The 15,776-nt window shown below is 58.5% G+C and carries 14 protein-coding genes; 7 read left to right on the top strand and 7 right to left on the bottom strand.

Annotation, left to right across the window (positions count from 1 at the left end; translation table 11 throughout):
• Positions 1 to 3: 3 nt before the first annotated feature.
• A complete protein-coding gene (locus HMPREF2878_RS07750; protein ID WP_049189375.1) occupies positions 4 to 876 on the bottom strand; it encodes a patatin-like phospholipase family protein in 873 nt (290 codons plus the stop codon).
• 98 nt (positions 877 to 974) lie between these two features.
• The gene (locus HMPREF2878_RS07755; RefSeq protein WP_049189376.1) at positions 975 to 2,225 is read right to left on the bottom strand and encodes a glutaminase; all 1,251 of its coding nucleotides are present in this window, start codon (positions 2,223 to 2,225) and stop codon (positions 975 to 977) included.
• 152 nt (positions 2,226 to 2,377) lie between these two features.
• Here HMPREF2878_RS07755 and HMPREF2878_RS07760 point away from each other — a divergent pair, with 152 nt between their 5' ends.
• Together HMPREF2878_RS07760 and HMPREF2878_RS07765 are read left to right on the top strand one after the other, a co-directional pair.
• Positions 2,378 to 3,811 carry a GuaB1 family IMP dehydrogenase-related protein gene (locus HMPREF2878_RS07760; protein WP_070653214.1) on the top strand — a complete coding sequence of 478 codons (1,434 nt, stop codon included), beginning with the start codon at positions 2,378 to 2,380 and terminating at the stop codon, positions 3,809 to 3,811.
• 167 nt (positions 3,812 to 3,978) lie between these two features.
• Positions 3,979 to 4,428, top strand: coding sequence for a YchJ family protein (locus tag HMPREF2878_RS07765; protein ID WP_088611608.1), 450 nt, complete (start codon positions 3,979 to 3,981; stop codon positions 4,426 to 4,428).
• Here HMPREF2878_RS07765 and HMPREF2878_RS07770 read toward each other — a convergent pair.
• Positions 4,425 to 5,378 carry a DUF808 domain-containing protein gene (locus tag HMPREF2878_RS07770; RefSeq protein WP_070653217.1) on the bottom strand — a complete coding sequence of 318 codons (954 nt, stop codon included), beginning with the start codon at positions 5,376 to 5,378 and terminating at the stop codon, positions 4,425 to 4,427. The genes HMPREF2878_RS07765 and HMPREF2878_RS07770 overlap by 4 nt on opposite strands.
• 171 nt (positions 5,379 to 5,549) lie before the next feature.
• On the opposite strand from HMPREF2878_RS07770, the gene HMPREF2878_RS07775 reads away from it, so the two are divergent.
• Positions 5,550 to 6,257 (top strand): isochorismatase family protein, encoded by a 708-nt coding sequence (locus HMPREF2878_RS07775; protein WP_070653219.1) that lies wholly within the window; start codon positions 5,550 to 5,552, stop codon positions 6,255 to 6,257.
• A gap of 62 nt (positions 6,258 to 6,319) precedes the next feature.
• On the opposite strand, the gene HMPREF2878_RS07780 is transcribed toward HMPREF2878_RS07775, so the two are convergent.
• A complete protein-coding gene (locus tag HMPREF2878_RS07780; RefSeq protein WP_005510604.1) occupies positions 6,320 to 6,874 on the bottom strand; it encodes a gamma carbonic anhydrase family protein in 555 nt (184 codons plus the stop codon).
• Between the two features lie 106 nt (positions 6,875 to 6,980).
• Between HMPREF2878_RS07780 and HMPREF2878_RS07785 the strand changes: the two genes are divergently transcribed.
• The 4 genes from HMPREF2878_RS07785 (at position 6,981) to HMPREF2878_RS07800 (ending at position 10,614) form a co-directional block, all read left to right on the top strand.
• Complete coding sequence (locus HMPREF2878_RS07785) at positions 6,981 to 7,304, top strand: putative quinol monooxygenase (RefSeq protein WP_038629105.1); 324 nt, start codon at positions 6,981 to 6,983, stop codon at positions 7,302 to 7,304.
• Entirely contained in the window at positions 7,304 to 7,921 is a 618-nt protein-coding gene (locus HMPREF2878_RS07790) for a hypothetical protein (protein ID WP_070607100.1), read from the top strand. Before HMPREF2878_RS07785 ends, HMPREF2878_RS07790 begins: the two co-directional genes overlap by 1 nt.
• A 187-nt stretch (positions 7,922 to 8,108) precedes the next feature.
• Positions 8,109 to 8,975 (top strand): 3-hydroxybutyryl-CoA dehydrogenase, encoded by an 867-nt coding sequence (locus HMPREF2878_RS07795; protein ID WP_016423138.1) that lies wholly within the window; start codon positions 8,109 to 8,111, stop codon positions 8,973 to 8,975.
• A gap of 280 nt (positions 8,976 to 9,255) precedes the next feature.
• Entirely contained in the window at positions 9,256 to 10,614 is a 1,359-nt protein-coding gene (locus tag HMPREF2878_RS07800; RefSeq protein WP_070653221.1) for an acid phosphatase, read from the top strand.
• Positions 10,615 to 10,622: 8 nt separating this feature from the next.
• On the opposite strand, the gene HMPREF2878_RS07805 is transcribed toward HMPREF2878_RS07800, so the two are convergent.
• The 3 genes from HMPREF2878_RS07805 to HMPREF2878_RS07815 form a co-directional block, all read right to left on the bottom strand.
• The gene (locus tag HMPREF2878_RS07805) at positions 10,623 to 11,774 is read right to left on the bottom strand and encodes a MalY/PatB family protein (protein WP_049192860.1); all 1,152 of its coding nucleotides are present in this window, start codon (positions 11,772 to 11,774) and stop codon (positions 10,623 to 10,625) included.
• Positions 11,775 to 11,870: 96 nt separating this feature from the next.
• Positions 11,871 to 13,454 carry a glycerol-3-phosphate dehydrogenase/oxidase gene (locus HMPREF2878_RS07810; protein WP_070653222.1) on the bottom strand — a complete coding sequence of 528 codons (1,584 nt, stop codon included), beginning with the start codon at positions 13,452 to 13,454 and terminating at the stop codon, positions 11,871 to 11,873.
• A gap of 622 nt (positions 13,455 to 14,076) precedes the next feature.
• Complete coding sequence (locus HMPREF2878_RS07815; protein ID WP_083295724.1) at positions 14,077 to 15,771, bottom strand: FAD-binding oxidoreductase; 1,695 nt, start codon at positions 15,769 to 15,771, stop codon at positions 14,077 to 14,079.
• Positions 15,772 to 15,776: the final 5 nt, after the last annotated feature.

The following is a 15,776-nucleotide window of genomic DNA, read 5'->3' on the forward strand; positions in this document are numbered from 1 at the left end:
GAGTTATAAGCCCATGAACTCTCGAATTGCTGGCCATTCGGCATCGGCTTGCGCCCGGCCGAGCTCGTAGTTGTGCAGCAGCTTCGACCGCCTCCGCTCCGCCTTTGTGATGCTCATGTTATTGGCGTAGAAAACATATGCTTGGCCTTTTCGTTCAAGCTCAGCAGCCCAATCGAGAGAAGCGTTGTAGCGCTCGTGTCTAGTGATAAGCAGCTCAGCCACCACCGGGTTACTGCGGAAAATCTGGCGCAGTAGCTGTGGGCGCTTAGGGGCGGTGCGACGGAATCCTTTCGGGCGAGTCAGGACGATGAGGAACTTCTTGAAACCATCTGCTTCGGCGGCATTAATGGGAATGCCACCTGATGATCCCAGTGCACCGTCGACGAACGGAACGCCATCAATATAGGGCATACGCATGACACCCGGAATCGTCGAACTGGCGCGAGTGTACTTCATCAGCGTAGGTAGATCTGGGATATCGTCTGGCCCCCAGTTGATGGTCTCGCCCGTATCCGCTCGGACAGCAGAAATCCGGTAGGGAGTTGGATTGTTCTTAAAAGTCTCGTAATCCAGGGGCATGGCGCCGTCGGGAAGTCCCGCGTCTTCGTAGATGTACTCGGCATCGAAGTAGCCGCGTCCGCGCAACATTGGGCGCCAGCCACTGCTGTTCGGCTGTGCGATGAAGTCAGTGAAGCTAATTATAGAGCGCTGGATATCCCGGGAAAGGTAATTGACCACGTGAGAGGCGCCGGCGCTTACGCCACCGACCCAGCCGACATCGATGCTCTCGCGAAGTAGCCGCTCGACGAAAGGTGCCGTGTAACTATTGCGAGTCCCTCCGCCCTCGAAGACTAATGCCACATCGCTGACCTGCATTTACATCCCTCCGGTTGTTCTCGCGCTGCTGCCTTTCGGGCGTTACGATCGTTCAAGACTACCCGAACGTCACCATATTGGATTTCGGTTAGCGTAGTTTACGGCGCATCCTGGAGGATGACTGGCAGCAGCCCCTCGCCCATATCTGGGTTCGGCAGTACGCCCTCCGGGTCGTAGAACAAGATCTCCTTGCCGTCATGGCTCAGACGTCGCATCGCTTCCAGAATCAACGTGCGTCCCACCGGGTTGACAATGCCAACGCGGCTGACGTCGAAGACAACTTCGCTTTCCGACGGTGTGGAAGTCGCCAACCTGTTGAGAATGATCTCGGCCGCAGTGAAGTTGACTGGGCCCTGAATCTCGATGATCGAGCGGCCATTGCTGACGCGCGTACCGCGCAGCGCACGCGAACCAATCGCATCGGCATCCATGAGATGAAGACCCAAATCTTCGGAGAGCTTCCGGAAGATGGCAATGCTGCGGACGCTGTTGCCGTGGTCGTTCAATCGCGGCGAAAAGGCTGCAAGACCCGCCTGTCCAGGCAGCGCTCCCAGCAAGCCGCCGGCGACACCGCTCTTGGCGGGAATCCCGACCTCGGTAAACCATTCACCGGCCTCGTCATACATGCCGGCAATAGCCATCACGGACAAGACTCTGCGAACAACCGAGCGGCCGAGCACAGTCTGATTGGTGACCGGGTTAACGCCACCGTTGGCCAACACTGCGGTCATCATGGCGACATCGCGAGTGTTGACCAGCACGGAGCACTGTGCGGTGTAGCCGCGGACAGCATCGTGGGGCGTGGTTTCGATGAAACCGTAAGCTGCCAGCATATGTGCGATGGACATGTTTCGATGGGCAGTGTCCATTTCGCATTCATAGGCATCGTAGTCAACGCGGAGCTTACGGCCAGCCAAAGTTGAGAGAAGCTCCACCATGTGCTTGGTGCGAGTCTTCCAGTTGGCACCTGGCTGGCATACGAACTGGTTGATGGTCAGTGCACCGACATTAATCATCGGATTCTTTGGTCGGTGCGTGCCCTGCTCCAGCGACAGCTCGTTGAAAGCCTCACCGGAAGGTTCGGTGCCCACAATGCTGTCGATTTTGTCTGTGCCGTGCTCGGTGATGGCTGCGGCATAAGCGAAGGGCTTGGACATCGACTGAATGGTGAATTCAGTATCGGTGTCGCCCGTGGCGTAGGTGCGACCTGACACGGTGGTCATAGCAAGTGCCAGGCGGTCGGGATTAGCTTGGGCAAGGGTGGGAATATAGTCCGCTACCTCGCCAGACTCATCGGGGCGGACGGATTCGACGATTTCGGACAAGTAATCTTTGATCGGCGTTTTCATCAGATTCTGCTAAGCATCTTTCCTGGGCTGAAAAATCCCGGTTGAGTCAATGGAGTCCCGTTCGAACCTACACCAGGCGAGGTCAGCCACTGATGCTCACCTCTGTGCACTCTCACCGTGCGCGCCGGAAAAATCGGCATATCCTGGGGTGTGTGAAATTCCTCAACAATCAGTCCGCGCCCTACGAGTTGACCTACAGCGATGTCTTCATGGTGCCGTCAAAGTCATCCGTCGGCTCTCGCATGGGTGTCGATTTAGCCACCGATGATGGCACCGGCACAACCATTCCGATTGTCGTCTCCAATATGACGGCCATCTCCGGTCGCCGGATGGCCGAAACCACCGCTCGCCGAGGCGGAATTGCCATCCTGCCGCAGGACGTCCCAGCTGACATTGCTGCTGAGACCATCCGCAAGGTCAAGTCCGCTGGGCTGGTTTTCGACACTCCAATCGTCGTCAAGCCTCACCACACCGCGGGGTATGCGCGCCATCTTCTGCCGAAGCGCGCGCACGGTGCGGCAGTGGTGGTGGAAGACAACAAACCGGTTGGTCTGATTACCGGCCGTGATCTGGCGGGCGTTGACAACTTTGCGCAGGTGGGGACGCTCATGTCCACTTCGCTATTTACGCTTCCGGCCGATATTGAGCCCCGTGACGCTTTCGACCAGCTCACTGCTTCCGGGCGCAAACTCGCTCCAGTGGTGGACGCCGATGGCGCGCTGGTGGGTATTCTCACGCGTAAGGGCGCGCTGCGTGCGACGCTTTACAAGCCCGCTGTCGACGCTGAGGGCAAGCTGCGCGTCGGTGCGGCGCTTGGCATCAACGGTGATGTTGAAGGGCGCGCGAAGACACTGCTCGACGCAGGTGCCGACGTGCTCGTTGTCGATACCGCCCACGGTCATCAGGAATCGATGCTCCGTGCTTTACGACGAGTCCGCGCGCTCAACCCACCTGTGCCAATTGCCGCTGGCAATGTCGTGACCGCCAATGGTGTTCGCGACCTAGCGGAGGCGGGAGCCGACATTATTAAGGTCGGCGTCGGTCCGGGTGCGATGTGCACAACCCGAATGCAGACCGGAGTTGGGCGTCCACAGTTTTCTGCCGTGCTCGAATGCGCTGCAGCTGCCCGTGAATGCGGCGTGCATGTCTGGGCTGTTGGTGGAGTGAAGGACCCTCGCGATGTTGCGCTTGCGTTGGCTGCGGGTGCGTCCAACGTGATGATTGGTTCGTGGTTTGCCGGTACCTTCGAGTCCCCAGGTGATGTCCAAAAGGACGTCGACGGGCGCATGTTCAAGGAGTCCTTTGGCATGGCTTCACACCGTGCGGTGGAGAGCCGAAATGCACAGGTAGAGGCCTTTGAGAAGGCCCGGCGCGAGATGTTCGAAGAGGGCATCTCGACTGCGAAAATCTACCTGGAGCCAGGCCGCGAAGGCGTGGAGGACCAGATCGATCGCATTATCTCGGGCGTACGTTCTTCGTTCACATACGCGGGTTCGGCCACCATCGAGCAGTTCGCTGAGCGGGCAGTGGTGGGAATTCAATCCGCTGCGGGCTTTGCGGAAGGAATGCCGAGGGCGACGCGGTAGCCGTCGTCAAGCCTCTCGGGGCTAAGCCGACTAGCGGTGCTGCGGGCCAATTGGTAGGTATGTAAAGACGTTGTTAGGACGTGTTTAGTACCACGTGCGAGATTGGGGAGGGGCTGGCGATTATGGGTCGGCAGGTAAGAGAAAATAGTGCTGTAACGGAGTCTGGATTGGTAGCAGGAAACGGTGCTAGAGCAGGAAGCGGGAACGCATTTTTCGCTCGCGCCCGCGTTACTGATTCCGATTTGTGCCCGTGTGGTGGGGGACTCTACGGGCAGTGCTGTGGCCCGCTGCACCGCGGTGAGCGGGAGGCGGTGACCGCAGCTGAGCTGATGGCAGCGAGGTACAGCGCTTACGCTGCCCACGAGGCGGATTACATCTGGCGGACGTGGCATCCGCGCTACCGCCCGGAAGTTATCAATGTCGATGACGGTGTGGAATGGGAAGGACTCACCATCATCAACGCTGTCGATGGCGGCGAGGATGACCGCGAAGGCATCGTGGAATTTGAAGCGGCTTTTCATGACCATGACGGTGTCGGCACGATGCACGAGCGTTCCCGTTTTGTTCGTCGTGCGCGACGTTGGGTCTACGTCGACGGCGAGGTCACGTACTCCTAAGCGTCAGACTTGTTGTGCTTGCCGTGGCCGAATGGCAGCACGGCGACAATCGCCACAATGATTGCGCCCCAGATGGTGCCGAAGATCAGTGAGCCGGTGGTGTTGGCCAACCAGCCGAGGAAGCCGCCGGTAAACTGCTGCTCAAGGTTGTGGACCAGCTGGTAGGGGAGATGCCAGCCCAGCTCGTCGAGGCCGACCACCATGATGTGTCCACCGACCCACAACATGGCAAACGTGCCGATAATGCCGATCGTGTTCAGAACGATTGGCATGGCTTTGACCAGCGCAGCACCAAACTTGCTGATACCGGTTGACTTCTTGGACTGCAGGTGCAGGCCAATGTCATCAATCTTGACCAAGAGGCCCACCACGCCGTAGACCGCAAGCGTGATGATGAGTGCCACCACAATAAGAATCAGCGCGCGATTGAGCAGCGGCTGATCAGCGACCTCATTGAGAGAAATCACCATGATTTCCGCAGAGAGAATCAAGTCTGTGAAAATTGCAGACTTCACCAGCGAATCTTCATTCTGAGGTGTGCGGTTAGTCGCCGCCTCCATCCGCTCCTGCTCAGTCTGATCGGGAGAGATTCGGTGCTTAATCTTCTCCCAGACCTTTTCCATGCCCTCAAAGCACAGGTAGGAGCCACCGAGCATCAAAATCGGCGTCAGCGCCCAGGGCAGAAACTGACTTAGCAGCAATGCAATCGGCAGAATAATGACAATTTTATTGACCAAGGAGCCCTTGGCGATACGCCAAATAATCGGCAGCTCGCGTTTCGGCGAGACACCCTCGACGAATTTAGGTGTCACCGCAGCGTCGTCAACCACAACACCGGCGGCTTTAGCGCTAGCTTTGCCGGCCGCAGCCGCAATATCGTCTGTTGTGGCCGCTGCAGCACGTGCAATCGTGGCAACGTCGTCAAGCAGCGCGACAAGTCCGCCTGCCATAAAAACCTCCCGTATTGGAGGACGCGACCAGGAGCCGTCGTCGTATCAAAGAATTACCGGAGCAATTTTAACCGCTTTCCCGGATTGACTCTGTGTTGTCGGTAGGGCGTCGAGGTCCGGTCGATAGTTCACGTGCTCCTCTGAACGTGGGCACGTGGCAAGATATAGGCCATGAACGCTTCCTTCTCCGAAATCTACCGACAGGTCAATGCGGACAACTCGGACAACGCTGGCACCGGGGCAGACACCAGCAATGATGCTCACTCCGAGGAACAGCAGCGCCCGGCTCGTCCTCGCATGGCACTGGTAGTCGTCGACGCTCAGAATGATTTTTCCGCGGGTGGCGCACTTGCCGTCGACGGTGCTGAGGCAGCGTACACCGCTACATATCTGCATGTTGCGGGCACGGCTAACAAGTACTCGGTTCTTGCGACCACCCGTGACAATCACATCGACCCAGGCACGCATTTCTCTGAGACCCCAGATTTTGTCGATACCTGGCCGAAACACTGTGTTGCAGGTACTCCGGGCGCGGAAATTCACCCCGGTATGCAGCGCGCCATCGCGTTTTTTGAGCAGCTCAACCCCGCTGCTGTGCGTATCGATGTCACAAAAGGGGAGTACGCCGCCGCCTACTCCGGTTTCGAGGGAACAACGGAGGCTGGCGTTTCGCTTGCCGACGCTCTCCGCGCCTCTGACATCGAAGAAATCGATGTGGTGGGTGTTGCGACTGACCACTGTGTGCGGGCCACAGTGCTCGATGGCCTCAATGAGGGCTTTTCCGTTCGTGTTCTGAGCAATCAGGTCGCGGCGGTGGACCCGGAGCGCGGCAAGGCTGCACTAGCGGAACTGGCCGCGGCGGGCGCGACAGTGGTGTAGTGCTGCGACGCTGACCGTCAAACAATCCGCCTAGCCGCTTAGCTAGGCGCCTCGGCAGCCGCCTAGTTAAAAGTCACCATATCCAGGTCGACCTCGCGGAGGTGGCGGTGGTTGGACGCTGTTTCCACATAACGCCCTGCATGGGCGATGAAGCCCTCTGCTTCCTCGGCGGAGAGTTCACGACGCACCTTGGCGGGAACGCCTGCAGCCAGCGACCTGGGGTCGATAATCTGATCTTCCAACACCACGGCACCTGCAGCAATGAGGCTGCCAGCGCCGATACGGGAACGCGAAAGCAGGGTGGACTTCATGCCGATGAGGCAACCATTTTCAACCGTGGTGCCGTGGACCAAGGCCATGTGTCCGACGGTGACATCATCGCCGAGAATCGTGGGCACGCCTCGGTCGACATGGACTGTGGAGTTGTCCTGAATATTGGTGCGCTGGCCGATGCGGATTGGTGCGACGTCTCCTCGGAGAACAGAACCGTAGAACACGGAGCTATCCGCACCGATTTCGACATCACCGATAATGACCGCGCCGGGCGCAATCCAGGCGCTGGAATGAATGCGTGGGGTCTTATCTTGGTAGGTGAGAATGAGCGGAGTGTTCATCATACAAACCAATATAACTGTCACCTGAGGTCAGCGTAAGAAAAATTCTCAGCGAAACTCTATTCGTCGAAGGGTGCAATTCTGCTTGGACGCGCCTACAGTGGGCGACATGATTTTTATCGTTGTGAATTACCAAGTTAAGCCGGAATTTGCCGACGAATGGATGGACCACGTCGCTGAGTTCACCGCTGCCACCCGCGCAGAGGCTGGCAACAAGTGGTTTGAATGGTCCCGCAGCGTAGAAGACCCCAACCAGTACATCCTCGTCGAGGCATTCGATGATGACGCTGGTGAAGCCCACGTCAATTCCGAGCACTTCGCCAAGGGCCTGGAGGCGATGAAGCCGCTGCTCGCTGAGACCCCGAAGATTGTCTCGCAGGTACTGCCAGATAAGCAGGACTGGGATCGCATGGGCGAGCTGCAGGTCGACTAATGTCCTCAGACACCATTCGCGATAGCGCAGCCGCTTCCAGCAGTGACACCTATTTTCTGATTGGGCGTGGCCTGCGTATTGGCTCCGCTGTGCTGGCCTCTGCTCTCGTCGTTGGTCTCAGTGCTTGTGGGGATAGCGATGAGGCAGCCCTGGAGGGTAGCCAAAATCAGTCAAGCCAGGAGCAGAGTGCTGTTGCCTCCACTGCCGCCATTCGGGATAACTTGGCTCAGCTGGCGGCAGATACTGCGGCGCTGAAGAAAGCATCGCAGACACTAATTGCAAAGGAATCGGTCTCGGAAGAGACTCGAAAGATTGCGCAGCAGGCGGAGCCAATCTTTGCTGAAGAGGAAGCGCAGCTAGTCAAGACTCTCGGCGTCGATGTTGATCCGTCGGAGACCAAGCTCGACACCGCCACCATGACTCGCCTCGAGAACGAGGAGGGGCCACACGCAGATATGGCTTATCTGACGTTGATGGAAGGCAGCCTGGATAAGATGCTCGGACAGTGGGAAGAGCTGGAAAAGCATGGCGGAAACGACCTGCAAGAGTTGGCACGCTCTTCTCAGCAGCAGCTGGAAGATATTCAGCAGGCGCTGGAAAAACGTATGCAGTACTAGCCGCTGCCCAAAGCTCGTGGGGGGGGAAATTCAAGTAAAAAGTCCTGCAAAGCGTGCCCGGGGAACCGGAGAAGTGAGTAGCGTGTAAATAAAGCCAGTGCGCTGTGATCGTCGTCAAGCGAATGCGCACTCGGATGAAGCACAATGCTGGCTAATAACCCAGAGTAGAAGGTAGGAAAACACGCCAATGGCAAATAGTATCTCGCGAGTAGGTATCGTCGGCGCCGGTCAGATGGGCTCCGGAATTATTGAGGTCTGTGCGAAGGCCGGTAGCGATGTCAAGGTCTGGGAGGCCAAGGAGGAGTTCCTTGAGTCCGGTCGCGCCCGTATTGAAAAGTCGCTGGATAAGGCCGTTTCCCGTGGCAAGCTAGAGCAGTCTGCACGTGATGAGATTCTGGGGCGTATTAGCTTCACCACCAAGCTGGAAGACTTCGCTGACCGTGAGCTGGTCATCGAGGCCATCGTGGAGAACCCAGAAGTAAAGGCCAGCGTATTCTCGCAGCTCGATGAAATTGTTGAGTCAGAAGATGCCATCCTGGCTTCCAACACCTCCTCGCTGCCGATTCAGTCCATTGCTGCAGCTACCAAGCGCCCGGAGCGCGTCATGGGTCTGCACTTCTTCAACCCGGTTCCGGTTCTGCCTCTGGTAGAGCATGTCGTTACTCTGACGACCGGTGATGTTCAGTCGGAGCGTGCGTACGAGTACGCTTCCGAGGCGCTGGGCAAGACCGTCATTCGCGCTAAGGATCGCTCGGGCTTCATTGTTAACGCCCTGCTGGTTCCGTACATCCTCGGCGCTATTCGCATGCTGCAGGACGGCATTGCTACTGCAGAAGACATCGATGCCGGAATGGTCAATGGCTGTGCGCACCCGATGGGTCCGCTGACTCTGGCCGACATGGTTGGTCTGGACACCATCAAGTTCATTGCCGATGCCATGTTCGATGAGTACAAGGAGCCGACTTACGCGGCACCTCCGCTGCTCAAGCGCATGGTTGAGGCGGGTCACTTCGGTCGCAAGTCCGGCCGTGGCTTCTACGACTACTCCAAGTAGTCCACGCTTTTAGCCCCGTTTGGGGCGAGTATTGAATTCTTACCGGTTGACGGGCTTTTGTCCCGCCAACCGGTTTCTTTTATGCATTTATCAGTGAAAACCCGGAGTCTAAGGGGGAAAGTTCCCACGATTGGCCCTAGCATTTTGAAAACTTGTTTCTTTTCAACGCGCCGAAACCTCACAGTGCGCTTAACATAAGTGAAGATTTTGTCAGACCTTGGCTTATAGAGCACTTCACAACTGGTGCCTCCCACGCAGCAATCTGGAAAGGAATGCTTCAGTGTCTTCTTTGAAGCCGCACAAGCGCACTGCAACACGTACTCGCGTCGGCGCTGCTACCGCAGCAATGGCAGTTGTAATGGGGCTTACACCGGCAACGGCCGTGGCAGCTCCGGTCAACCCGTTGGCCGAGCTCGGCAACCGCCTGGACTCTGTTTCTGATCTTCCAGCTAATGTGGCAGCTCCAGATGGAATCAAGCTCCCCGGCGGTGGCTTCGAGGTCCCGGATTCCATCTCGCTGCCGTCATCTTCCGGTGAAAACACCGACCCGAATGCGCCGAAGCCAACCTCGTATCGCCCGGACCAGATTGCACGCGCGTACCCGTCGGATGCCGCCACCGATAACTGGTTCTACTTCTACGTTGTGCATCCTTTCGTGGAGCTGGAGAAGAACCACCCAGAGGTTATGGACCAGAACCTCGAAACGGTCGTCCGCATTAACAACGCTGCCAAGAATGACCCGCAGGCACAGGAACTCGCTCTTGATGACGACTACCTGGACCCACTGGCCAATATTTCCACTGCTTTCGGTGCAAACCTGGGCCAGCACTTCCGTGATGCCTACGACGAGGATCGCCTGCCGAAGGTAAAGGCCCTGCTGTCCGGCAACCTTGCTCGCGGCGGCGGTCTGGTCAGCTCGACCTTCTTCGAGAAGTACGTCTACGGCTACGATCGCCCATTTGTGGTGGCGCCGGAGCGCATCGAGCGCTACTACCGCGAAGGTCAGGACGACCCGTACTCGACCACCCCGTCCTACCCGTCGGGCCACACCAACAAGGCTGCATGGACTTCAACCATGCTGGCTATGATGCTGCCGGAGGTTGCACCGCAGATTCAGGCGCGTGCGTCCGAGGCTGGTCATTCTCGCCTTGTCATGGGCGTCCACTACCCGCTGGACGTTATGGGCGGCCGCATGATGGGCAACCAGGCCGCAGCTGATCGTTGGGCAGACCCAGAGTTCCGCCCACTCATCGAAGAAGCCATGGATGAGCTGCGTACGGAGCTCGAGTACCGCTGTAGCGACACCATCGCCAACTGCGTTGCCAAGGACACTCCGTACATGAGCACCGCAGCTGCCGTTCAGCAGTACACCGAACGCATGACCTACGACTTCAAGCAGGTTGGCCCGGCTAACGAGCCAGTTGTTGTTCCGAAGCGTTACGCAGGTTTGCTGGAGACCCGCTTCCCGCAGCTGACTGAGGAACAGCGCAGCTCCGTCCTCGCTCAGACCGCAATCCCATCCGGCTACCCGCTCGATCGCACTGACGGTGAGGGCCAGCACGTTCGCATGAACCTGGCTCGCGCTCTGGCCTCCAACGTTGTTGTCAACGCCGACGGCAGCGTCACTGTCACCAACTAAAACGTCAACTACAAGCGCAGGGCCGCGTCAAGACGGTCCAGGGCCTCACCGAGGATTTCCGGGGAGGTCGCAAAGTTAAGCCGCACATGCCCAGCCCCGCCTTCGCCGAATGCGAAGCCGGGGTTGAGTGCTATTTTGGCGTTTTCAACCAGCCACGCAGCTGGGTCCTCACTGGCAACACCAGGCACGTCACCCAAGTCCAACCACGCCAAAAATGATGCTTGCGGTGGGGTAAAGCGAGCCTGCGGCGCAATAGTGGACAAACGTGTTCGCAGAGTCTCACGGTTGGTGCGCAGGACATCGACAAAATTGTCCAGCCAGGGCACGCCATCGCTGTAGGCGGCGGTGGCCGCGGCGACACCAAGAATAGAAGCGCCTTCGCGAACAATGAAGGGCAGCTCCAGCCAGGTTTTGGCATCTTCGTCGTTAAAGATGATCTGCGCACACTTGAGGCCGGCGGTATTCCAGCCCTTCGAGGTAGCAGTCACCGTGATAGTCACGGCCGCCGCGGTATCCGACACCGACGCGGTTGGAGTGTGAGTGCCATCTAGAACAACTGGGCCGTGAATCTCGTCTGAGATAACGCGCGCACCAAAGCGAGCGGCTAAATCAGTAATCTCACGAAGTTTTTCGGGGGAGTAGGTAAAGCCGAGAGGATTATTCGGGTTACACAAGATCAGGCAACCGGCACCGTCGGCGAAGGCGCGTTCGAGGGCGCCGAGATCCGGGCCGTCGGCAAGCGTGGGAATGCACACTGTCTCGCGTCCCAGCGCGGGACCTACCTGGAAAAACGGCATGTAGGCGGGAGTGGGGACGACAATTGCGGAATCGGGGCGGGTGAAGCGTTCAACCGCGAGTGTGACACCGCGGACGACGTCAGCGACGGCAAAGATATTGTCGGGGTTCGGGCGCCATCCGTAGCGTTGTGCAGAAAAGTCCGCGGTTGCGGTCGTAAGCGCGGTGATGTCCTGCGAGAGGTATCCGAATTGTTCGCGCTGACACGCCTCGTCGATTGCGGCACTGACGGCAGGGCAGGTTGTGGCATCGGATTCGGCGACCCACAGTGGCAGCACGTCCGGTGAATATGCGGTCCATTTGACTGTCCTGCGGGAGCGGAGTTCATCGAGGGAGGGGAAAGTGACAGCGTTATTTACACTCATAGTTTCCGTGTATACAGAAAAAGCGGGAAGTCCGAAGACCTCTGCTTTAACCAGTAGCTACGGCCGCATCAGAAGCAGCCGCGGCAATGGCCAGCGCTAGGCCAGCCCCAGTGCCTCCTGAGCAGCTGGCAGGGCAGCTTCGCGATCAGCCTTGACCAGCCCCAGACGTGTGCGGCGATCGAGAATATCGTCGACGCTGAGAGCTCCCTCGTGCGTCACATGCCAGGCGAACTCGGCGCGGGTGACATCGAGACCCTCCGCTACCGGGTCGAGCGGTCGGTCGAGCGGACAGGATTCGATGACCTCGAAGGATTCGGCACCGTAGCGGTTAAACAGCGGCATCGGGATACGGCCGGCAGCGGCAGCGGTGCGAGCGCGGTCGAGCTCCTCTGGCTCGGAGCCCAGCACAGGGATGGTGCGGGTGGAGCACGGAGCAAGCGAAACACCGAGCTTTTCCGCAACCTTGTCCACGGTTTGCTCCGCCATTAGACGGTACTCGGTGAGCTTGCCCCCAGTAATGGAAATCAGGCCGTTCGGGGCCTCCAATAAGGCGTGCTCGCGGGAGAGATCCGCGGTATGCGCCTCGCCGGTGTCGATGAGAGGACGCAGACCGGCGAAAGCGCCGATGACATCGTCGCGAGTGAGCGGAACCTCGAGGGCCTGGTTGATGACATCGAGCAGAAAAACGATGTCATCCTCCGGTACTTCCGGCTCGTCCGGAATCGGGCCCGGTGCATCCTCGTCGGTCAGGCCAATGTAGACGCGGTTGTGCTCTGCGGGCAGGACAAAACAGAAACGGTTGGTGTGACCAGGAACCGGTACCGTCAGAGAGCCGGTAGGGTTGCCTAGCTTCGCGGCGTCAAGAACCAGGTGCGTGCCGCGAGATGGGCGAATCTTGATGTTCGTCGCTAGGTCTGCGGCCCACACACCAGTGGCATTGACCACAGCGTGAGCCGGCAGCTCGAAGGAATCGCCAGTGAGCTCGTCGATTAGCGTGGCGCTAGTGCCAGAGGCATTCTCGCAGCGCACCCGGGTCAGAATAGTTGCACCGTAGCTGGCGGCAGTTCGAGCGATAGCGGTGACCAAGCGTGCGTCGTCACGCAGCTGACCGTCGTAGTTGACGTAGCCGAATTTCACGTCGCGCTTACGGACGGTCGGCGAAAGCTGGCTGACTCGGCGGGAACTGACAGTGCGGGACAACGGCAGGGTAGTGGCGGAGGTACCAGCGATAATGCGTAGAAAGTCACCGGCCAAGAAGCCTAAACGCGGCAAAACCCGGGTCAACGGTGCAAATTTGTCCATTACCGGTACAACCTGTGGCAGGTTATGCACCAGGTGCGGAGCGGTGACGTCGAGCAGCGCACCACGTTCAATAGCTGAGCGGCGAGCGATACCGACATTGCCACTGGCAAGGTAGCGCAGTCCGCCGTGGGCGAGCTTCGATGACCAACGAGAGGTGCCGAAAGCGAGGTCCTTCGATTCGACGAGAACGGTTTTCAAACCCCTCGACGCTGCATCTAAAGCGATGCCGACACCAGTGATACCGGCGCCGATGACCAGCAGATCTGGGATGTCGCCCTTAGCGGTTTCTTCGCGTAGACGATTCAAGTCCGCTTGCCGACGAGCCTTGTTCAAAACCGCAGCTGAGCGATCGCGCTGAGGAGCGTGCGTGGCAGTCATAGTCTTTCTTCCTCGACTTTCCCGAAGACGGTGATAGTGATGAAACTATCTGGCGTAAGTGATGAAGTTGTGGAGTGCGTAGTGAGTGTGAACTATTTCGGGCGTACCCCATTGCAAGGCGCTTAGAAATAGACTAAGTTGTTCATTATCAACGACCGGCACGGATATTGATTCAAGAGATCTTTCTTAGTTGCGAATCATTTCCCGGGATTACAAGGAAGGAGACACCTCGATGGCTATGCACCCAGCGTCCAACCGCTCTGAGTCCATGAACCGAGCTTTCGCTGCTATTGCACCATCGCTGCAGATGTGTTGCTGCTGTCTCCAGTCCGTGCCACCCCAGACAGGTCGTAACTAGAAAAGCGCGCTTAGGCATTTAAAACGCCACGCTGTTTGCGGTCGCACGGACGAAATCGCAGCGATTGAGCCGACCATCCCACTATCCGGGCATCTTCGCTTGGGATCCCAGGAAGAAGCGACAGCGACAATGACCGCAGCACTTGAATCTTTTACCCTTGACGATTACGTTTCACTGTTTATTTATGACGGCCCAACGTCGCCGGAAATCTACGCCAGCGAACTGGTCAGTCTAGCTCGCTAGCCGAAGCCGGCGGCAACAGGGTTAAATCATGTTGCCGTCGTAACGCTCTTCCAAGGAGCGCGGACCGGTAGCCAACTTGCCCGGGTTGAGGATGCCAGCAGGGTCGAGTTCGTCCTTAATTGCACGCATAACCTTGGCGAACAACTCGGTGTTCTCCTCGTAGTACTGCGGGCTGTGATCCTGGCCAATGCCATGGTGGTGCGTGATGGTGCCGCCAAAGTTCATCATGGCCTCCGACGCCGCGGTCTTGATGTCCATCCACTGCTGGAGAATCTCGCCCTCGGTCTCGCGGAAGAAGTACGTGAAGTACAGCGAGCAGCCGGATTCGTACATGTGCGAGATGTGGCAGAAGACGTACACCGGGGTGCCGTGCTTCTCGCCAGCGGCTTCCATTGCGGAGGCGATTTCGCGGCGCAGTGTAGCGGCGTTATCCCAGGTGGTGGCGGTCTCCAGGGTGTCGACGCCGACGCGGCGAGTCATCATGACATCGCGCAGGTACGGCGAGGAGAAGCGGTGGTTAACCCAAGCCATGCCCGGGATGGAGCCCATGCGGACGCACTTCTTGGTCAGCAGGCGGGCGGCCAGGCGCTCACGGGTGACGCGGGCGCCGACCGGATCAGTCTGTGCGAAGCCAAAAATCACCATGCACGGAGTGTCGATGCCACGTAGCTTCAGGTACTTTGTGACCTTCTCGGACATGCTGGCAGAGCCAAGCTGAGTGAGGCCGAACAGCGTCTCCTTCTCGTCGGAGATGCGCGCTAGGTGCGGGATATTGCCGCTCTGCTCCAGCTTACGCAGCTCCTCGGCGGCTTCCTCAAAGGAGTTGAAGAAGTAGGTGTCGAAGAGCATCTCCTTTTGTGGACGCTGATTCAGGGCAATCGTCACATGCGTGATGATGCCGAGGGTGCCCTCCGAGCCCAGGAAAAGCTCACGCGGGTTCGGGCCGGATGCTGACGACGGCATGTCGCGGAATTCCATGGTGCCGGCTGGCGTGACGACGCGCATGCCAATCACGTTGCGGTCGATACGACCGTAACCAGAGGATTCCTGGCCTGCCGAGCGGCAGGAAACCCAACCGCCGACAGTGGAATACTCGAAGGACTGCGGGAAGTGACCAGCGGTGAAGCCGGCCTTGGACAGCTCCTTTTCCAGGTCGGGGCCGAAAACGCCGGTCTGGGCGGTGACAGTGCCAGCGACTTTGTCGATGTCGATGATCTTGTTAAAGGCGGTCATGGACACTGCGATGGCCTTACCCATGCCTCCGTCAACAGCCTCCACACCGCCGACGACCGAGGTGCCACCACCGAAGGGGACGACTGCAATCTTGCGCTCAGCGCATACCTTGAACAGGTCCTCGATATGCTTTTCAGTTTTCGGTAGCACTACAGCATCTGGGGCGACATCGAGCTTGGCTGCGCGAAGGCGAACCAGGTCGGGGTAGGAGCGTCCGACCGCGTGCTTGACGCGGGTGTCGTGGTCGGTGGCGACGGCATCCGCGCCGACAACAGCGCCCAGGGCTTCGATATCCTCGGCGCTGAGGCGACTATTGGGGATGGTGACGTCGGCGATGTTGCGCGGCGGGTTGTTTGCGTCCAACGACATACCGATTTCGCGTTGCAGTAGCTTCTCGCTGGCCGTGGTGATTGGCTTGTCGTTGCCGTCAACACCCCAGCCCCACCAGCGCATGCGGTACGGAATCGTGAGCTTGTTAGACATCCTGA

It is taken from the genome of Corynebacterium sp. HMSC065H09, assembly GCF_001812845.1.
GTDB classification, from domain to species: Bacteria; Actinomycetota; Actinomycetes; order Mycobacteriales; family Mycobacteriaceae; genus Corynebacterium; species Corynebacterium jeikeium_D.